This is a genomic window from Streptomyces pyxinicus (assembly GCF_024753135.1).
Lineage (GTDB): Bacteria > Actinomycetota > Actinomycetes > Streptomycetales > Streptomycetaceae > Streptomyces > Streptomyces pyxinicus.
On sequence record NZ_JANUGP010000007.1, the window covers coordinates 1 to 19,504 of the forward strand.

Genomic DNA, 19,504 nt, shown 5'->3' on the forward strand with positions numbered 1-19,504 from the left:
ACGGTGCTCCTCAGTGTTCGCGCCCGGTACTGCCCGCCGCAGGCGTCCGCGTGCGTACGGCGACGGCGCGACCGAGTGCGCGATCCCGGCACGCCACCTCCGATCCTCCCACGTCCGGGGCCGGTGTCCGGCCGCCGGTCCAGCAGACGGACGCCCCGGGGGCGGTTCAGCGGGCGGCGAGCGCCTTCTCGCCGGCGTGCCGCATGGCCTCCAGCGGGGCCGGGGAGCGCCCGGTGATCCGCTCGACCTGGAGGACGGCCTGGTGGACCAGCAGGTCCAGGCCGCCGACCACGGCGCCGCCGAACATGGACCAGCGGGCGGCCAGCTCGGTGGGCCAGGGGTCGTACAGGACGTCGAAGAGGGTGGCGGGGCGTTCGGGTACGGCGGCGGCGAGCGCGTCGGCGGTGCCGGCCGGGGTGGTGGCGATGACCAAGGGGGCGCGCAGGGCCTCGGCGGCGTCCGACCAGTCGGCGGTGCGCACGTCCAGGTCGAGGCGCTCGCCCCAGGCGCGCATCTCGGCGGCGCGGGTCTCGCTGCGCACGTAGGCGACGACCTCGCCGGTGCAGATCCGGGACAGGGCGGCGAGCGCGGAGGACGCGGTGGCGCCGGCGCCCAGGACGGCGGCGGAGCCGACCTCCTCGACGCCGTGTTCGCGCAGCGCGGCCACCATGCCCGGGATGTCGGTGTTGTCGCCGAGGCGGCGGCCGTCCTCGGTGAGGACGACCGTGTTGACGGCGTCCACGGCGGCGGCCGTGTCGCTGATCTCGTCCAGCAGCGGGATGACCGCCCGCTTCAGCGGCATGGTCAGCGACAGCCCCGCCCACTCCGGTCCCAGCCCGTCGAGGAAGCCGGGCAGCGCGGCCTCGTCCACCTCGAAGCGGTCGTACGACCAGTCCGTGAGCCCGAGTTCGTCGTACGCGGCGCGGTGCAGCACCGGGGAGAGGGAGTGGGTGATGGGCGAACCGAGCACGGCCGCCCGGCGGGTCACGGTCATCAGTTCTTGTTCCTGGAGGCGTTCCACTCGTTGACGAGCTTCTCGTGGTCTTCGAGCGTCTTGGTGAACTTGCTGGTCTTGCCGTCCATCGAGATGAAGTAGTACCAGCCGTCGTGCGTCGGATCGAGCGCGCCCCGCAGCGCCTCCTCGCCGGGGTTGCCGATCGGTCCCGGCGGCAGGCCCTTGGAGTAGTACGTGTTGTACGGGTTGTTGTAGCGGCGCAGTTCGGCGATGCTCAGGTCGATCTTGCTCTGGTTCTTCACGTAGTTGTACGTGGAGTCGAACTCCAGGCGTCCGGCGGTCTGCGGGTTGTCGGGCTGGAGGCGGTTGTAGACGACCTCGGCCATCTTGCGGAAGTCGTCGTGGCTGGTGCCCTCCGCCTGCACCAGGCTCGCCACGGTGAGCACCTGCCAGGGGCTCTCCAGGCCGAGGGCCTTGGCCTTCGGCTCCAGGCCCATCTCGCGGTACTTGGCGGCGGCCTGCGAGACCATGTTCTTCAGGACGGCCTCGGGCTTCTGGCCCTTGGTGACCGCGTAGCTGGAGGGGTAGAGGAAGCCTTCCAGCGGGTCCTTGAGGCCGACGTGGTTCAGCGCCCAGGCCGGCAGGCCGAGGTGCTGGTAGTCCTTCTTCGCGATCTTCGCGGTGGTGCCCACCGAGACTTCGAGACGTTTGTCGATGAGGCTGTAGACGGCCGTGTTGCGCAGACCCTCGGCGATGATCAGGTTGCTGCGGCTCTTGGGGCTGAGCATCAGCTCCACCGCGCTCGCGGCGGACATCTCCTTCTCCAGCGTGTAGACGCCGTCCTGGAGGGACTTGCCCCGGGGGTTGGCCTGGAGCGCGGAGACGAACGCCGCCGCGCTCTCGACGACGCCGGACTCCTTGAGCTTCTGGCCGATGGCCCAGCCGCCCGCGCCCTTGGGGATGGCGACGGTGACCTGCTGGCCGTTGCCGCTGCCCGCGTAGTCCGCGGCCGCGCCGAAACGATTTTGGTAGAACTTGTAGCCGAAATACCCGACACCGCCGAGGCCGCCGCCGAAGACCACGACGACGACCATGCAGGCACAGCCCGTGCGGCGCTTCTTGCCCTTCTTCTCGGGCTTGCGTCCGCGGCGCTCCCGCCGGGTCCGGAGCTCGTGCTCCTCGTCCTCGTCCGTTCCGCCGCCCGCGAAGAAGGCGTGCTCCTCCTCCTCGGCCCCGGGCTCCGGCCGCGGCTCCGGGTCGGGGCGTCTGCGGCCGGGCGGCTGCGGGGGCGGGTAGGCGTGCTCGGTGCCGTAGTCGTCCGGCTGCTCGCCGAAGGCCGCGGGCTGCTGGTTGTAGGGGTCACCGGGGTCGGCCGCGTAGGGGACGTGACCGTGGGTGCCGCTGTTCGCGTCCCAGGTGCCCTGCTGGTACTGCTGCTGGGGGTGTCCGGCGTACTGCTGGTCGTACGGGGGGTGGCCCTGACCTTCGTAGTACGGGTGCTGCTGCTGGCCGTAACCGGGCTTCTGCCCGTGGTTCCAGTCGCCGTACTGCGGCTGCGGCTGCTGCGGGTGGTTCTGCTGCGGCTGGCCGCCGTAGGCAGCGTGTTGCGCGAGGTGCGCCTGCTGCCCTTCCCATCCGCCGTCCCCGTACACCGGGTCCTGCGGATGCCACGGTTCGGAGCCTGGGCCCCGGCCATACTCAGTCATCGATCCCCTAGAGCCGCGAGGCCGACGGTCGCCCGGCCGGTGGGCCTGCTTCCGCTCCGCCTCTTGCTGTGCGGCGACTGTTCGAACACCGCCGCATCGCGCGGAACGTTACCGTATCGCGATCAGATGACCACTTCGACGCCCTCACCGGGTGGTCTGCCTGACACCCGTTCGGATTCCAGGGCCTGCTGGAGGATGACGACGGCCGCCGCCTGGTCGATGACCGCGCGGCCCTTCTTGGACCGCACCCCCGAGGCCCGCAGCCCCTGCGTGGCCGTCACGGTCGTCATCCGTTCGTCGACCAGCCGGACCGGCACCGGCTTGACGCCCTTGGCCAGTTCCTGGGCGAAGGCCCGGACCTTGACCGCGGCCGGGCCCTCACCCCCCTTGAGGGAGCGCGGGAGGCCGACGACGACCTCGATCGGTTCGTACTCCGCCACCAGGTGACGCAACCGGCGGTGGGCGGCGGGGATGTCCCGGCCGGGGACGGTCTCCACCGGGGTGGCGAGGATCCCGTCGGGGTCGCACGAGGCGACCCCGATCCGGGCGTCCCCGACGTCGATCGCGAGCCGACGTCCTCTGCGCATCTTCTCGACCGTCTCTTACTCGCGCCTCTACTTGGCGGTCTCGGCGACGAGACGCTCGACGGCCTCGACGGCCTCACCGACGGCGGCCGGGTTCTGGCCGCCGCCCTGGGCCACGTCCGGCTTGCCGCCACCGCCGCCGCCGAGGGTCTTGGCGGCGGTCCGGACCAGGTCACCGGCCTTGAGGCCGCGGTCCCGGGCGGCGTCGTTGGTGGCGATGACCGTCAGCGGCTTGCCGTTGTTGACCGTGAAGAGGGCCACGACCGCAGCTCGGCCGCCCTGGATCCGGCCGCGCACGTCGAGGACCAGCTTGCGCAGGTCGTCCGGCGTGGTGCCGTCCGGGACCTGCCCGGTGACGACGGCCACCCCGCGCACGTCCTTGGCGGACTCGGCGAGACCGGCGGCGGCCTGGAGCACCTTCTCGGCGCGGAACCGCTCGATCTCCTTCTCGGCGTCCTTCAGCTTGCCGAGCATGGCGGCGACCTTCTCCGGCAGTTCCTCCGCGCGGCCCTTGACCAGCTCCTGGAGCTGGGCGACGACCGTGTGCTCCCGGGCGAGGAAGTTGTAGGCGTCCACTCCGACGAGGGCCTCGATGCGGCGCACACCCGAGCCGATGGAGGACTCGCCGAGCAGCTTCACCAGGCCGAGCTGGGCGGTGTTGTGCACGTGGGTGCCACCGCACAGTTCCTTGGAGAAGTCGCCGATGGTGACCACGCGGACCCGCTCGCCGTACTTCTCGCCGAACTCGGCGATGGCTCCCTGCTTCTTGGCCTCGTCGATGCCCATGACCTCGGCGTGCACGTCGAGATCGCGGGCCAGCACCTCGTTGATCTTCTGCTCGACGTCGGTCATGACGGCCGTCGGGACGGCGGACGGCGAGCCGAAGTCGAAGCGGAAGCGGCCGGGCTGGTTCTCGGAACCGGCCTGGGCGGCCGTCGGGCCGAGGGCGTCGCGCAGCGCCTGGTGGGTCAGGTGGGTGGCCGAGTGGGCGCGGGCGATGGCGGTGCGGCGGCGGCCGTCGATGGAGGCGTGCGCCTTGGCGCCGACGGTGACCTCGCCGACCTGGACGACGCCCTTGTGGACGTAGACCCCGGGGACCGGCTTCTGGGTGTCGCGGACCTCGATGACGGCACCGGTGTCGACCCTGATCCGGCCGGTGTCGCCGATCTGGCCGCCGCCCTCGGCGTAGAAGGGGGTGCGGTCCAGGACGATCTCGACCTCGTCGCCCTCGGAGGCGGCCGGCGAGGAGGCGCCGTCGACCAGGATGCCGACGACGGTGGACTCGGTCTCGGTGTCGGTGTAGCCGGCGAAGTCGGTCGCGCCGGCGGCGTCGGCGATCTCGCGGTAGGCGCCGAGGTCGGCGTGGCCGGTCTTCTTGGCCTGGGCGTCGGCCTTGGCGCGCTCCCGCTGCTCCTTCATCAGGCGGCGGAAGCCGTCCTCGTCCACGGACAGCCCCTGCTCGGCGGCCATCTCCAGGGTGAGGTCGATCGGGAAGCCCCAGGTGTCGTGGAGCAGGAACGCCTTGTCGCCGGCGAGGACGGTGCCGCCGGACTGCTTGGTCTCGGTGACGGCGGTGTCCAGGATGTTGGTGCCGGCCTTGAGCGTCTTCAGGAAGGCGTTCTCCTCGGCGAGGGCGACCTTCTCGATGCGCTCGCGGTCGGTGATCAGCTCCGGGTACTGCTGGCCCATCATGCCGATCACGACCTCGATGAGGTCCCGGACGACCGGGCCGGTGGCGCCGAGCAGGCGCATGTTGCGGATGGCGCGGCGCATGATGCGGCGCAGCACGTAGCCGCGGCCCTCGTTGCCGGGGGTGACGCCGTCGCCGATGAGCATGGTGGCGGTGCGCATGTGGTCGGTGACGACGCGCAGGGACACGTCCGAGGCGTGGGCGTCGCCGTAGCGGACGCCGGTCAGCTCGGTGGCCTTCTCGATGACGGCCATGGAGGTGTCGATCTCGTACATGTTCCGCACGCCCTGCAGAATCATGGCGAGGCGTTCCAGGCCGAGGCCCGTGTCGATGTTCTTGCTGGGCAGGTCGCCGAGGATCTCGAAGTTGTCCTTGCCGATGCCCTCGCCCCGCTCGAACTGCATGAAGACGAGGTTCCAGATCTCCACGTACCGCTCGTCGTTGACGGCGGGGCCGCCCTCGACGCCGAACTCGGGGCCGCGGTCGTAGTTGATCTCGGAGCAGGGGCCGCAGGGGCCGGGGACGCCCATGGACCAGAAGTTGTCCTTCATGCCCAGGCGCTGGATGCGCTCCTTGGGCACGCCGACGACCTCGTGCCAGATCCGCTCGGCCTCGTCGTCGTCCTGGTAGACGGTGATCCACAGGCGCTCGGGGTCGAGGCCGTAACCGCCCTTGTCCTGGGGCGCGGTGAGCAGCTCCCAGGCGAGCTTGACGGCGCCTTCCTTGAAGTAGTCGCCGAAGGAGAAGTTGCCGCACATCTGGAAGAAGGTGCCGTGCCGCGTGGTCTTGCCGACCTCTTCGATGTCGGGCGTGCGCACGCACTTCTGCACGCTGGTGGCGCGCGGGAAGGGGGGCTTGACCTCACCCAGGAAGTACGGCTTGAAGGGCACCATGCCGGCGGGGACGAGGAGCAGAGTCGGGTCGTCCGCGATGAGCGACGCCGAAGGGACGACGGTGTGCCCGCGCTCCTCGAAGAAGCTCAGCCAGCGGCGGCGAATCTCGGCCGACTCCATCAGTGATCCTCATTCCGGTTGTACGAGTTGTGCGGGTACGTCGTGTTGGTCGCGTTGTACGGGTACGTCGCGTCGGGTGCGTTCTCGATGGCGGCGAGCCGCCGGGGCGCGGGGAGTTCGGGGCCGGCCTCGATGCCGAGGGCCTCCTCCAGCTCCGCCTCCCGCCGGGCCATGTTGTCGCGGACGTCGTGCGCGAAGCCCACCGCGCGGTCCTTCAGGCGGTGACCGGTCTCCAGGGCCTTGTTCGCCGCGCCGGCGGCCAGGCTCTCCGGGGTCAGCTGCCTGAGCTTGCGGTTGACCTTGGTGGTGGCCCACACACCGGCGGCGACGCCCGTGCTGAACCAGAACGTACGGCGGAACATCGCTCGGTCTCCGTCCTTACTTCCGCTTGCGTCGTGCGGCGGGAACCGTGCGGCCCACGATCACGGTACGCCGGGGCGCCTTCGCGGGCGCGCCCTCGCCGCGGCCGGCGAGGGCCCGGCGCACGCCGTATCCGAAGGCGGCGACCTTGACCAGGGGACCGCCGAAGGTGGAGGCGACGGTGCTCGACAGCGCGGAGGCGTTCGACGTGACCTCCTGGACGTCGGTGGCGATCGCGTCGACGCGGTCGATCTGGGTCTGCGCGGAGCGCACGGCCGAGGAGGCGTCCGCGAGCAGCGGGACCGCCTGCTCGGTCACGTCCGCGACGAGCTTGGTGGTCGCCTTGAGCGTCTGGGCCAGCCTCGCCAGTGCGACGGCGAGGAAGGACACCAGGATCGCCCAGAAGACGGCCACCAGGATCCCGGCCACCTCTCCACCGGACACTGTGTGCACCCGCTCCCCTGAAACGTGCCTGAGCATAGAAAACGTCTCCCCCGAGCCTATCGCGCCGGGGCCGGGGCTCCGTACCCGATTCCCGGGTCGGCGGAACGGAGTTGCGGGAAGCGATTGTACGGAATGAACACACTTCAGTACGCTCCGTGTCCCATGCGAGGTCCTCACAGCCCGGGCTCCTGGGCGGACGCCGATCCGCCCCTCGAACTGACCGCCTTCGTCGGGCGCGCGGCCGAACTCGCCGAGCTGGCGGCGGCCCTGGACCGGTCCCGGCTGGTGACGGTGACCGGGGCCGGCGGGGTCGGCAAGTCGCGGCTCGCGGCTCGCGCGGCGGCGGACCGGCCGCGCGGGGAGCGCCGGGCCCGGGTGGAGCTGGCGCCGGTACGGGATCCGCAGTTCACCGAGTACGCGGTGGTCGAGGCGCTGGGACTGACCGACCACACGTCACGCACCCCGCGCGAGGTGCTGCTGGAGCAGCTGGCGGGGCGCCGGGTCCTGCTGGTCCTGGACGGGTTCGAGCACCTGGCGCCGGCCTGTGCGGAACTGACGGCGGAGCTGCTGCGCAGGCTGCCCGAGCTGCGGGTGCTGGCGGTGGGGCGGCGGCCGCTGGGGCTGGCCGGCGAGCGGCTGTTCCCGCTGGCGCCGCTCGGCGAGGACGAGGCGGCGGAGCTGTTCGTCGACCGGGCGGCGGCCCAGGGCGTCGAGGTCGCCGACGGCCCCGAGGTGCGGGAGCTCTGCCGTCGCCTGGACGGCATCCCGCTGGCCCTGGAGCTGGCGGCGGGGCGGCTGCGGACGCTGTCGCCCGCGCAGGTGCTGCGACGGCTGGACGACCGGTTCCGGCTGCTGGCCACCGGCCGGGACACGGCCGCCGCCCCGATGCCGGGTGGTCCGCCGCCACGGCACCGGGCGCTGCGTACCGCGATCGGCTGGAGCCACGAGCTGTGCACGCCTGCCGAACGGCTGCTGTGGGCGCGGCTTTCGGTGTTCGCGCACACCTTCGACCTGGAGGCCGCCGAGTACGTGTGCGGCGGGCACGGACTGCCCGCCGAGGACGTCCTGGACGTGCTGTCGGAGCTGGTCGCCCAGTCGGTCGTGGCCCGTGAGGAGAGTCCGGCCGGCCCGCGCTACCGGATGCTGGACACCGTGCGGGCCTACGGCGCCGGCTGGCTGGAGGCCGCCGGGGACGCGGTGCGGCTGCGCCGACGACACCGCGACTGGTACCTGGGCCTGGCCACCTGGTGCGAGCTGGAGTGGTTCTCGCCCCGACAACGGGAGGTGGCCGCCCGGATCGAGGCGGAGCTGCCCAATCTGCGGGCCGCGCTGGAGTGCTGTCTCACCGAGCCGGAGGAGGCGCACCTCGGGCAGCATCTCGCGGGCTCGCTGTGGTTCTGCTGGGTCGGCTGCGGGCGGCTCGGGGAGGGGCGGCGCTGGCTGGAGCGGGCGGTGGCGCTGGACTCGGCGTACGAGCGGGCCCGGCTGAAGACGCTGTGGGTGCTCGGATACGTGGCGGTCCTGCAGGGCGACACGGTGGCCGCGCTGCGGACGCTGCGGGAGTGCCGGGAGCAGGCGGAGCGCTCGGGCGACGCGACGGCGGTGGCGTACGCGGAGCACCGCACCGGCTGTCTGGCGCTGGTCACGGACGACATGGCGGGTGCAGAAACGCTGCTGCGGTCGGCGCTGGAGCGCTACCGGGAGATCGGCGAGCTGAACAGCAACGTGCTGATGGGCCAGGTCGAGCTGGCGATGAGCCGGGCCTTCCAGGGGGACCTGGCGGACGCGGTACGGCTGTGCGAGGACGTCTGCCGGGTGTGCGAGGACCACGGGGAGCGCTGGACGCGGTCGTACGCGCTGTACGTGCTGGCCTACGCGGCCTGGCTGGACGGCACGCCGGAGCGGGCCCGGGAGCTGCTCGGCGACTGCCTGGGCCACGCGCACGCCTTCCACGACCTGCTGGGCACGGTCCTGGCGATCGAACTGCTGGCCCTGCTGACGGCGACCGAGGGAGATCCCGCCGAGGCTGCCCTGCTCCAGGGCGCGGCGGACCGGCTGTGGTCCTCGGTGGGCCTGCCCCTGTTCGGCTCGGCCCACTACAACGCCCCGCACGAGCGGTGCGAGTCCGTCGCCCGCGAGGCCCTGGGCGACACCCGCTACGAGGAGTGCGTACGCGCCGGCCGCGCACTGGATCCGGAGACGGCGGTGGCCCGCGCCCTGACGCGAGTCCCCCTGGACGCGCTCCCGGCCCAACGCCTCGCACCGACCGGAGAGAGCACCGTCGAACCCGGAGCCGGCCCGGACCGAGCGGGCCCGGGAGACACCGGCAGGCACGCGGAGGCAGACCACGAGGGGCGGGAGCCACGGGTCCCCTGAAGCGGCGGCTTGTCGGGGGAAAACGCGGACCCGCCGCCTCGCCGCCCTGGAGGGCGGGAGACGGCGGGTCGGGGTGCTGCGCCGGGGCTGGGGTCAGCGGGCGTAGTACTCGACGACGAGCTGCTCGTCGCAGATCACCGGGATCTCCTTGCGGTTCGGCTCGCGGTCCAGGCGGAACGCCAGGGCCTTGAGGTTCACCTGGAGGTAGCGCGGGGTCTCACCCTCGGGGGCGAAGCCACCCTCACGAGCGATCGTGAAGAGGGTCTTCTCCTTGGAGCGGTCGCGGACCTGCACGACGTCGTCCGGACGGACCCGGAAGGACGGCTTGTCGACCTTCTGGCCGTTGACCTGGATGTGGCCGTGGACGACCATCTGGCGGGCCTGGTAGATCGTGCGGGCGATGCCCGAACGCAGGACCAGCGCGTCGAGACGGCGCTCCAGCTCGATGATCAGGGCCTCACCGGTCTTGCCCTGGACCTTGGAGGCACGCTCGTAGGCGCGGACGAGCTGGCGCTCGGACACGTCGTACTGCGCGCGCAGACGCTGCTTCTCCAGCAGACGGACCTTGTAGTCCGAGTTCTGCTTGCGGCCACGGCCGTGCTCGCCCGGCGGGTAGGGGCGGGCCTCGAAGTACTTGACGGCCTTCGGGGTCAGCGCGATGCCGAGGGCACGCGACTTCTTGACCTTGGGGCGGGACTGGTTCGCCACTGTCTCAATCTCGTTTCGTAGTGTTCGGCTCGTCAGGGTTACGGAGGTCGCATCCGCAGCCGGGAAAACCCGCCGGGTCCGCGAGGGACCTGCCGGGCAGCCGCTTCCCTGGTCTGGGCACATACGTGCAGCACGCGAGATGCCCACCGGCCGTTCCCGGGACTCCGGGTGGTGGTGGGCTGCCCGCGACACCGATCGACGGTGCGCGACGCTCCTGGAGCCGATCCGCGAGGGACCGGGTCTCCGGCTGGCCGTCCCGCTCTGACAGCGCGGGACTCAGCACTGCGGAGGAGTCTACAGGGTGGTCAGGACCGCTTGCGACCGAGGTGTTTCCTGGTCCATTCCACGGCGTCGGCGTATCTGGCCTCGGCGCCGTGCCGGGTCGGGGTGTAGTACTCGCGGCCCTTGATCTCGTCCGGCGCGTACTGCTGCTCGGCGATGCCCTCGGGCAGGTCGTGCGGGTACACGTAGCCCTGCGCGTGGCCGAGCTTGGCGGCGCCCTTGTAGTGGCCGTCGCGCAGATGGGCCGGCACCGGCCCGGCCAGCCCCTTGCGTACGTCCTCCAGGGCGCCGCCGATCGCGGTGGTCGCGGAGTTGGACTTGGGGGCGAGCGCGAGGGCGATGGTGGCGTGGCTGAGGGTGAGCGCGGCCTCGGGGAAGCCGATCATCGCGACGGCCTGGGCGGCGGCGACCGCGACGGTCAGGGCGGTGGGGTCGGCCAGGCCGATGTCCTCGCTGGCGGAGATCATCAGGCGGCGGGCGATGAACCGGGGGTCCTCGCCGGCCTCGATCATGCGGGCCAGGTAGTGCAGGGCGGCGTCGACGTCGGAGCCGCGAATGGACTTGATGAGGGCGCTGGCGACGTCGTAGTGCTGGTCTCCGTCGCGGTCGTACTTCACCGCCGCCCGGTCGACGGTCTGCTCCAGGGTGGCGAGGGTGATCTCGCTCTCGCCCTGGTCGAGGGCGGCCCCGGCGGCGGCCTCCAAGGCGGTCAGGGCGCGGCGGGCGTCGCCGCCGGCGATCCGCAGCAGGTGGTCCTCGGTGTCCTCGGGCAGGGCGACGGCGTCCTTCAGGCCGCGTTCGTCGGCCAGTGCTCGGCGCAGCAGGCCGCGGACGTCGTCGTCGGTGAGCGGTTCGAGGGTGAGCAGGAGGGAGCGGGAGAGCAGCGGGGAGATCACCGAGAAGTAGGGGTTCTCGGTGGTGGCCGCGATCAGGGTGACCCAGCGGTTCTCGACGGCCGGCAGCAGGGAGTCCTGCTGGGCCTTGCTGAAGCGGTGGATCTCGTCCAGGAAGAGGACGGTCTCCTTGCCGAAGCCGCCGGTGGCGCGGCGGGCGCCGTCGATGACCGCGCGGACCTCCTTGACGCCCGCGGTGATCGCGGACAGCTCCACGAACCGCTTGTCGGTGGCCTTGGAGACGACGTAGGCGAGGGTGGTCTTGCCGGTGCCGGGCGGGCCCCAGAGGATCACCGAGGACGGTCCGGCGGGGCCGCCGCCGCTCTCCCCCACGAGGCGGCGCAGCGGGGAGCCGGGTCCCAGGAGGTGCTGCTGGCCGACGACCTCGTCGAGCGCGCGCGGGCGCATGCGCACGGCCAGGGGGCTGGCCGCCGGGTCCTTCTCCTGGCGTTCTTCGGCTGCGGCGGTGAAGAGGTCGGGTTCCACGCTGAAACCCTAAGACACGGCACTGACAACCGGGGCGGGGCCGTCGGCCGGGGCCCCTCAGGCGGCCGTCAGCTGGTCCAGAAGTCCCACCAGCGGGTCAGGATCAGCATGCCGATGATCCCGACGTGCAGGACCGGTACCACCCAGGTGAACTCGCCGAAGAAGGTCTTCAGCGGGCGCGGGGCCGGCAGGAAGCCGTTGCGGACGTTGAACGAGGTGACGTACCAGAACATGACGATCGTGGCGACCCAGGCCAGCGAGCACCACAGGCACAGCGCGTTGATCCGGTACAGGGACTGGAACTGGAGCCAGGTGCAGAAGCCGACGCCGAAGAGGGTGCCGAAGTTGAAGGTCAGCCAGTACCAGCGCGGGAAGCGGGCGCGGCCGAGCAGGCTCATGCCGACGCAGATGACGATGCCGTAGCAGACCAGGCCGAGCATCGGGTTCGGGAAACCGAAGGCGGCGGCCTGCTTGCTCTCCATCACGCTGCCGCAGGAGACGACCGGGTTGAGGCTGCACCCGGGCGTGAAGGTCTTGCCCTCGGCCTTCGCCTCCAGCAGCTTGAACTTGTCGATCGTGATGACCCAGGCGGCGAGCAGTCCGGCCGCACCGGTGATCACCAGCAGCAGGGCGAGGGCGCGGCTGCCGCCCACCGCGCGCGGGGCGTCGGCGGAACGCTCGGGACCGGGCTCCGCGGAGACGTCGTGCACTGTCGTCTTGCTCATCACGCCGATTCCGTCACTTGAGAGTTGGACCATCTTCGGGCAGGGCTCATTGTGCCGCACGCACGGGTGGGTCCACCGTTCGATAAGCATAAGGAGATACGCGCGACGGTCACGGTGGGCTCACTTCCGGCCGCGATAGGGCGAGGTGGCGGGGGTCCGGGGCGGGAAAGGGACGGCAGGGCGAATCGGCGTGCGCCGGGTTGACGGTCCCGGACAGGCGGGGGGTACGGAAAAGGGCGCCGGGTCGCCCCGGCGCCCCTGCCGCAGTCCTGGTCCTAGCCGAGCCGCGACTCCAGTTCCGCCACGACCTCGTTCACGCCGATCGCCGTCTGCTCGCCGGACTCCATGTCCTTGAGCTGGACGACGCCCTCGGCGAGGTCGCGTTCGCCGGCGACGATCGTGAAGCGCGCGCCGCTGCGGTTGGCGTTTTTCATCGCGCCCTTCAGCCCCTTGGAGCCGTAGGAGAAGTCCGCCGCCACCCCCTGCTTGCGCAGTTCGGTGACCTTCGCGAACAGCACACGGCGGGCCTCCTCGCCGAGCGGGACGGCGTAGACGCTGGTCGCGGCCGGGATGTCCAGCTCGACGCCCTCGGCCTCCAGGGCGAGGACTGTGCGGTCGACGCCGAGGGCCCAGCCGACGGACGGCAGCGCGGGGCCGCCGATCATCTCCGACAGGCCGTCGTAGCGGCCGCCGCCGCCCACCGCGGACTGCGAGCCCAGGCCGTCGTGCACGAACTCGAAGGTGGTGCGCGTGTAGTAGTCCAGGCCGCGCACCAGCTTCGGGTCGTCCTCGAAGGCCACGCCCGCCGCCGTGATCAGCTCGCGGACCTCCTCGTGGTAGGCCTTGCAGGCGTCGCACAGGTGGTCGCGCAGCAGCGGCGCGCCCGTGAGCTGCTTCTGGACCGACTCGCGCTTGTCGTCGAGGATGCGCAGCGGGTTGATCTCCGCGCGCCGCCGGGTGTCCTCGTCGAGGTCCAGACGGCCCAGGAACTCCTGGAGCGCGGACCGGTACACGGGCCGGCACTCCCGGTCGCCCAGGCTGTTGAGCAGGATGCGGAAGTTCCGCAGGCCCAGGGTGCGGTAGGCCTGGTCGGCCAGGATGATCAGCTCGGCGTCCAGCGCCGGGTCCTCGGCGCCGATCGCCTCGGCGCCGACCTGCGAGAAGTGGCGGTAGCGGCCCTTCTGCGGGCGCTCGTAGCGGTAGTAGGAGCCGGAGTACCAGAGCTTGACCGGGAGGTTGCCCGTCTTGTGCAGGTTGGCCTCCAGGGCCGCGCGCAGCACGGAGGCGGTGCCCTCGGGGCGCAGGGCGAGCCGGTCGCCGCCCTTGGTCTCGAAGGCGTACATCTCCTTGGTCACGATGTCGGTGGACTCGCCGACACCGCGGGCGAACAGCTCGACGTTCTCGAAGCCGGGGGTCTCGACGTAGCCGTAACCGGAGTTGCGCAGCGGGGCCGCGATGGCCTCGCGGACGGCCAGGTAGGTGGCGGAGTCCGGCGGGATCAGGTCGTAGGTGCCCTTAGGGGCCTTGAAGGTGCTCACGGAAGGCTCTCTCGTCACATTCCTCGTCGGGGAGCCGGCGAGGCTCCCTGGCCGGCGGCCACCTGTCGCAGATAGGCGTTGGTGGTGCGCTCCTGGCCGATGGTCGTCTGGGGGCCGTGGCCGGACAGCACCACGGTGGAGTCGTCGAGCGGCAGGCAGACGCGGGCCAGCGACTCCAGCATGTCGTCCATGGACCCCCCGGGCAGATCGGTGCGTCCGATGGAGCCGGCGAAGAGCAGATCCCCGGAGAAGAACACCGACGGGATGTCGGCGCCCTCGGGCATCCGGAACGTCACCGACCCCTTGGTATGGCCGGGCGCGTGCGCGACGGAGAACGAGAGGCCCGCCAGGTCGAGGGTGGCGCCGTCGGCCAGCTCCCGGACGTCGTCCGGCTCCCCCACGGTCAGCTCGCCCATGAGCGGCATCCCGATGGACCGGCCGAGCGCCTTCTCGGGGTCGCTCATCATGTAGCGGTCCTCGGGGTGGATCCAGGCCGGTACGTCGTGCGCGCCGCAGACCGGGACGACCGAGGCGACGTGGTCGATGTGGCCGTGGGTGAGGACGACGGCGACGGGCTTGAGGCGATGCTTCCGCAGTGCTTCCTCGACGCCTTCGGCGGCCTGGTGGCCGGGGTCGATGATCACGCACTCCTCACCGGCGGCGGGGGCGACGAGATAGCAGTTCGTCCCCCAGGCCCCGGCGGGGAACCCGGCAATGAGCACGATCGTCCTTCGTTGTGTCTGGTTACGGGCGGCTTCGACAGCAGTCAGAGCCTACCGGCGCTGCCGTTTCCTCAGCGAACCCATATACGGTACGGGGCTACACGCGGCGGTCGGCTCACAGGACGCACGCGTACCGCCCGACACATGACACGCATGAGGAGATAACCCGGTGGTCAGCCAGGAGCAGCGGCGGCGTCAGCTCGCCCGGGAGAAGTTCTTGCGGCAGCAGCAGCGGCGTACCGAGTCGCGGCGCAAGTCCCGTCTGCGCAACTCCGCGATCGCGTCGGTCCTCGGCGTGGTCGTGATCGGCAGCGTCGCGCTCTACACGACCGGGGTGCTGAAGAACGACGACGACAAGAAGTCCGACACGAGCGCGCAGAGCACGCCGAGCGCGTCCCCGACGAGCAAGGCGCCGGACCCGTGCGCGAAGCCGGCGGCCGGGTCGGTGAAGAAGGAGACGTTCGCCAAGGAGCCGGCGATGTCGATCGACACGTCGGCGAAGTACACGCTGAAGCTGGACACCACGTGCGGCGCGATCGGTGTCGCGATGAAGGCCTCGGCGGCCCCGCACACCGTGAACTCGTTCAACTTCCTTGCGGGCAAGGGCTACTTCGACCACACGAAGTGCCACCGTCTGGTCACGAGCGGTATCTACGTGCTCCAGTGCGGCGACCCGTCGGCGACCGGCTCGGGCGATCCGGGGTACAAGTTCAAGGACGAGAACCTGAAGGACAAGAGCCTGAAGAACAACGTCTACCCGGCGGGCACGGTGGCGATGGCCAACTCCGGTGCGAACACCAACGGAAGCCAGTTCTTCCTGGTGTACCAGGACAGCCAGCTCCCGCCGAACTACACGCCGTTCGGCACGGTGGACGCGGCCGGGATGAAGGTGCTCCAGAAGATCGCGAAGGCGGGTGCGCAGCCGGCCGACGCGACCACGGGCAACACCGCTCCGAACGCGACCGTGGTGATCAACAAGGCGACGGTGACGAAGTCCTGACGGCCCCGGCGGCGGGTGGCGGCATTTTCGGTCGCGCTGGATGCGGACAGGCAACCCGCTGGTCGCCTATGTTGGCCGTGACGAAACTGTGGACGATGCCCGGGGGTGCTGAGGCCCCCCGCAGGCATCATGTGGAGGAGGCGCTGTGAGCAGCGACCCGTGGGGCCGCGTCGACGAGACGGGGACCGTGTACGTGCGTACGGCCGACGGCGAGCAGGTCGTCGGTTCCTGGGCGGCCGGCTCCCCCGAGGAGGCGCTGGCCTACTTCGAGCGCAAGTACGAGGGCCTGGTTGTCGAGATCGGCCTCCTCGAGAAGCGTGTGAAGACGACCGACCTGTCGGCGAAGGACGCGCAGACCGCGATCGACCACATCCGGGAGCAGGTCGACGCCCATCACGCGGTCGGTGACCTGGCCGCCCTGCGCACCCGCCTCGACAAGCTCGTGGCGACGGTCGAGGCGCGGCGCGAGGAGCGCAAGGCGCAGCGGGCGAAGCAGTCCGACGAGGCCCGCAAGGCCAAGGAGGACCTGGTCGCCGAGGCGGAGCAGCTGGCGCAGTCCGACCAGTGGCGGGCGGCCGGTGAGCGGCTGCGGGCCCTGGTGGACACCTGGAAGGGCCTGCCGCGCCTTGACCGCAAGTCGGACGACGAACTGTGGCACCGGTTCTCGCACGCCCGGTCGGCGTTCTCCAAGCGGCGCAAGGCGCACTTCGCGCAGCTGGACTCGCAGCGCGAGGACGCCCGGCGGATCAAGGAGCGGCTGGTCGCCGAGGCCGAGTCGCTGTCCGGTTCGACGGACTGGGGTCCGACGGCGGCGCGCTACCGCGAGCTGATGGCGGACTGGAAGGCCGCGGGCCGCGCCCAGCGCGAGCACGAGGACGACCTGTGGAACCGCTTCCGCGGCGCCCAGGACGTTTTCTTCGCCGCCCGCAGCTCGGTGTTCGCCGAGCGGGACGCGGAGCAGACCGAGAACCTGAAGCTGAAGGAGGAGCTGGCCGAGGAGGCCGAGAAACTCCTGCCGGTCTCGGATCTGAAGGCCGCGCGGGCCGCCTTCCGCTCGATCAACGAGCGCTGGGAGGGCATCGGTCATGTGCCACGGGACGCGCGTCCCAAGGTCGAGGGCCGGATGCACGCCGTGGAGCGGGCGATCCAGGAGGCCGAGGAGACCGAGTGGCGCCGGACGAACCCGGAGGCACGCGCGCGTGCCGAGGGTCTGACCGGTCAGCTCCAGGCCGCCGTGGACAAGCTGCGCACGCAGATCGAGCAGGCGCGCGCCCAGGGCAACACCTCCCGGGCCGACAAGCTGGAGCGCGAGCTGGAGGGCCGTCAGGCACTGCTGGACCAGGCTCTGAAGGGCCTCCACGAGTTCGGCGGCTAGACGGGACCGCACGTCCCCGCGCGGGCGGCCCGGAGGCTCTCCAGCCCCGGGCCGCCCGGTCGTTTCTACGAGCGGCTGCGTCCCGACGTCACGCGGTAGACGTCGTACACGCCCTCCACACCCCGGACGGCCTTCAGGACGTGGCCCAGGTGCTTGGGGTCGCCCATCTCGAAGGTGAAGCGGGAGGTGGCCACCCGGTCCCGGGAGGTCTGCACGGCCGCCGAGAGGATGTTGACGTGCTGGTCGGACAGGACGCGGGTGACGTCCGACAGCAGCCGGGAGCGGTCCAGCGCCTCGACCTGTATGGCGACCAGGAAGACCGAGGACTGGGTGGGCGCCCACTCGACGTCCAGGATCCGCTCCGGCTCCCGGGACAGCGAGTCCACGTTGACGCAGTCGCTGCGGTGAACCGATACGCCGCTGCCGCGCGTGACGAACCCGATGATCGGGTCACCCGGTACCGGGGTGCAGCAGCGGGCCAGCTTCACCCACACGTCGTCCACGCCCTTGACCACGACACCCGGGTCGGCGCTGGAGCGGCGCTTACGGCTGCGGGTGCGCGACGGCGGGACCGACTCGTCGATCTCCTCGGTCGCGGCCTCCTCGCCGCCGAGGGCCTGCACCAGCTTCTGCACGATGTTCTGCGCGGAGACATGGCCCTCGCCGATCGCCGCGTACAGCGCGGAGATGTCGGAGTAGCGCATCTCGTGCGCGAGCGTGACGAGCGAGTCGCCGGTGAGGATGCGCTGGATCGGCAGGTTCTGCTTGCGCATGGCCCGCACGATGGCGTCCTTGCCCTGCTCGATCGCCTCGTCCCGGCGCTCCTTGGAGAACCAGGCCCGGATCTTGTTGCGCGCCCGGGGCGACTTGACGAAGCCGAGCCAGTCGCGGGAGGGGCCGGCGCCGGCCGCCTTGGAGGTGAAGACCTCCACCAGGTCGCCGTTGTCCAGGGTGGACTCCAGCGGTACGAGCCTGCCGTTGACGCGGGCTCCTATGGTGCGGTGGCCGACCTCGGTGTGCACCGCGTACGCGAAGTCCACCGGTGTCGCGCCGGCCGGCAGCGCGATGACGTCGCCCTTGGGTGTGAAGACGAAGACCTCGTTGCGGGACAGGTCGAAGCGCAGGGACTCCAGGAACTCGCCGGGGTCCTCGGTCTCCTTCTGCCAGTCGAGCAGCTGCCGCAGCCACGCCATGTCGTTGATGGCGTCCTTGTCCTTGCCGGAGGCCTTCGGCACGTCCGTGCGGACCTTGGAGGCGCCGGCGACGGCCTCCTGCTTGTACTTCCAGTGCGCGGCGATGCCGTACTCGGCGCGGCGGTGCATGTCGAAGGTGCGGATCTGGAGTTCGACCGGCTTGCCGTTGGGGCCGATGACCGTCGTGTGCAGCGACTGGTACATGTTGAACTTGGGCATCGCGATGTAGTCCTTGAACCGGCCGGGTACCGGGTTCCATCGCGCGTGCACGGTGCCGAGGGCGGCGTAGCAGTCGCGGACCGTGTCGACCAGGACACGGATGCCGACCAGGTCGTAGATCTCCGCGAAGTCCCGGCCGCGGACGATCATCTTCTGGTAGACGCTGTAGTAGTGCTTCGGGCGGCCGGTGACGGTCGCCTTGATGCGGGCGGCGCGCAGGTCGGCCTGGACCTCGTCGGTCACTATGGCCAGGTACTCGTCACGCTTCGGTGCCCGCTCGGCCACCAGCCGTACGATCTCGTCGTACATCTTGGGGTAGAGGATCGCGAACGCGAGGTCCTCGAGCTCCCACTTGATGGTGTTCATGCCGAGGCGGTGGGCGAGCGGCGCGTAGATCTCCAGCGTCTCGCGCGCCTTCTTCTCCTGCTTCTCGCGCTTGAGGTAGCGCATGGTGCGCATGTTGTGCAGGCGGTCGGCGAGCTTGATGACCAGGACGCGGGGGTCCTTGGCCATGGCGACGACCATCTTGCGCACGGTCTCGGCCTGCGCGGCCTCGCCGAACTTGACCTTGTCCAGCTTGGTGACGCCGTCCACGAGCAGCGCGACGACGTCGCCGAAGTCGCGGCGCAGGTCTTCGAGGCCGTACTCGGTGTCCTCGACGGTGTCGTGCAGCAGGCCCGCCATGAGGGTGGCCGGGTCCATGCCCAGCTCGGCGAGGATGGTGGTGACGGCGAGCGGATGCGTGATGTACGGGTCGCCGCTCTTGCGCTTCTGGCCGCGGTGCCAGCGCTCGGCGACCTGGTAGGCGCGCTCGATCTGGCGGAGCGTGGCGTTCTCGGTCTTGGGGTCGTTGCTGCGGACTATCCGCAGCAGGGGCTCCAGGACCGGGTTGTACGGGTTCGCGCGCTGGACGCCGAGGCGCGCGAGGCGGGCGCGGACGCGGTTGGAGGAGCCGGTGCGGGCCGGCTGGGCGGGCTGGCGCACCACCGGGGGCTGGGCCGGGCGCTCGGCCGGGGCCGGCTTGGGGCGGGATGCTTCCGCGTCCTTCTCGACGGGGGCCGCCTGGGCGTGCTCGACCGGCCCGCGCGTGTCGTTCTTCGCGTCCTTCGCGTGCGACGCGTTCGGCGCGGGCTTGGCCGCGGGGGCCGAGGCGGGCTCGGGCTTGGCGGCGGTCAGTGGCTGGGCCTCGTCTGGCAAGAGGACTCCTCGTGCGCGATCCGGGTCCCCCGGTCAGG

15 protein-coding genes are annotated in these 19,504 nt (G+C 71.1%); 3 read left to right on the top strand and 12 right to left on the bottom strand.

Translation table 11 applies throughout. The features are described from left to right. Positions 1 to 166: 166 nt before the first annotated feature. The 6 genes from NX794_RS11345 to NX794_RS11370 form a co-directional block, all read right to left on the bottom strand. Positions 167 to 994 (bottom strand): shikimate dehydrogenase, encoded by an 828-nt coding sequence (locus NX794_RS11345; protein WP_258778261.1) that lies wholly within the window; start codon positions 992 to 994, stop codon positions 167 to 169. After that, a complete protein-coding gene (gene mltG / locus NX794_RS11350; protein ID WP_258778263.1) occupies positions 994 to 2,661 on the bottom strand; it encodes an endolytic transglycosylase MltG in 1,668 nt (555 codons plus the stop codon). The genes NX794_RS11345 and mltG overlap by 1 nt, the downstream gene beginning before the upstream one ends. A gap of 122 nt (positions 2,662 to 2,783) precedes the next feature. Then, positions 2,784 to 3,248 carry a Holliday junction resolvase RuvX gene (gene ruvX / locus NX794_RS11355; RefSeq protein ID WP_258778264.1) on the bottom strand — a complete coding sequence of 155 codons (465 nt, stop codon included), beginning with the start codon at positions 3,246 to 3,248 and terminating at the stop codon, positions 2,784 to 2,786. 27 nt (positions 3,249 to 3,275) lie between these two features. Further along, on the bottom strand, positions 3,276 to 5,948 hold the full coding sequence (alaS, locus tag NX794_RS11360) for an alanine--tRNA ligase (protein WP_258778266.1): 2,673 nt from the start codon (positions 5,946 to 5,948) through the stop codon (positions 3,276 to 3,278). Beyond that, entirely contained in the window at positions 5,948 to 6,310 is a 363-nt protein-coding gene (locus NX794_RS11365) for a hypothetical protein (protein WP_258778268.1), read from the bottom strand. The genes alaS and NX794_RS11365 overlap by 1 nt, the downstream gene beginning before the upstream one ends. A gap of 16 nt (positions 6,311 to 6,326) precedes the next feature. Beyond that, complete coding sequence (locus NX794_RS11370) at positions 6,327 to 6,761, bottom strand: DUF948 domain-containing protein (RefSeq protein WP_258778270.1); 435 nt, start codon at positions 6,759 to 6,761, stop codon at positions 6,327 to 6,329. A 153-nt stretch (positions 6,762 to 6,914) separates the two neighbouring features. Here NX794_RS11370 and NX794_RS11375 point away from each other — a divergent pair, with 153 nt between their 5' ends. After that, positions 6,915 to 9,128, top strand: a complete 2,214-nt coding sequence (locus NX794_RS11375; RefSeq protein WP_258778271.1) for an ATP-binding protein — start codon at positions 6,915 to 6,917, stop codon at positions 9,126 to 9,128. Between the two features lie 93 nt (positions 9,129 to 9,221). Here NX794_RS11375 and rpsD read toward each other — a convergent pair whose 3' ends face one another. The 5 genes from rpsD to NX794_RS11400 form a co-directional block, all read right to left on the bottom strand. After that, positions 9,222 to 9,836, bottom strand: a complete 615-nt coding sequence (gene rpsD, locus NX794_RS11380; RefSeq protein ID WP_018570215.1) for a 30S ribosomal protein S4 — start codon at positions 9,834 to 9,836, stop codon at positions 9,222 to 9,224. Between the two features lie 305 nt (positions 9,837 to 10,141). Then, on the bottom strand, positions 10,142 to 11,497 hold the full coding sequence (locus NX794_RS11385; protein WP_258778273.1) for a replication-associated recombination protein A: 1,356 nt from the start codon (positions 11,495 to 11,497) through the stop codon (positions 10,142 to 10,144). A gap of 68 nt (positions 11,498 to 11,565) precedes the next feature. Next, positions 11,566 to 12,222: a vitamin K epoxide reductase family protein gene (locus tag NX794_RS11390; RefSeq protein ID WP_258778274.1), complete on the bottom strand. Its 657-nt coding sequence runs from the start codon at positions 12,220 to 12,222 to the stop codon at positions 11,566 to 11,568. 275 nt (positions 12,223 to 12,497) lie between these two features. Further along, the gene (gene hisS / locus NX794_RS11395; protein WP_258778275.1) at positions 12,498 to 13,760 is read right to left on the bottom strand and encodes a histidine--tRNA ligase; all 1,263 of its coding nucleotides are present in this window, start codon (positions 13,758 to 13,760) and stop codon (positions 12,498 to 12,500) included. Between the two features lie 14 nt (positions 13,761 to 13,774). Then, positions 13,775 to 14,482 (bottom strand): MBL fold metallo-hydrolase, encoded by a 708-nt coding sequence (locus NX794_RS11400; protein ID WP_258778276.1) that lies wholly within the window; start codon positions 14,480 to 14,482, stop codon positions 13,775 to 13,777. A gap of 169 nt (positions 14,483 to 14,651) precedes the next feature. On the opposite strand from NX794_RS11400, the gene NX794_RS11405 reads away from it, so the two are divergent. Together NX794_RS11405 and NX794_RS11410 are read left to right on the top strand one after the other, a co-directional pair. Continuing rightward, positions 14,652 to 15,482 (top strand): peptidylprolyl isomerase, encoded by an 831-nt coding sequence (locus NX794_RS11405; protein WP_258778278.1) that lies wholly within the window; start codon positions 14,652 to 14,654, stop codon positions 15,480 to 15,482. 145 nt (positions 15,483 to 15,627) lie between these two features. Next, positions 15,628 to 16,857 carry a DUF349 domain-containing protein gene (locus NX794_RS11410; protein WP_258778280.1) on the top strand — a complete coding sequence of 410 codons (1,230 nt, stop codon included), beginning with the start codon at positions 15,628 to 15,630 and terminating at the stop codon, positions 16,855 to 16,857. A gap of 65 nt (positions 16,858 to 16,922) precedes the next feature. Here NX794_RS11410 and relA read toward each other — a convergent pair whose 3' ends face one another. After that, positions 16,923 to 19,466 (bottom strand): GTP pyrophosphokinase, encoded by a 2,544-nt coding sequence (gene relA / locus NX794_RS11415; RefSeq protein ID WP_258778281.1) that lies wholly within the window; start codon positions 19,464 to 19,466, stop codon positions 16,923 to 16,925. Positions 19,467 to 19,504 lie beyond the last annotated feature (38 nt).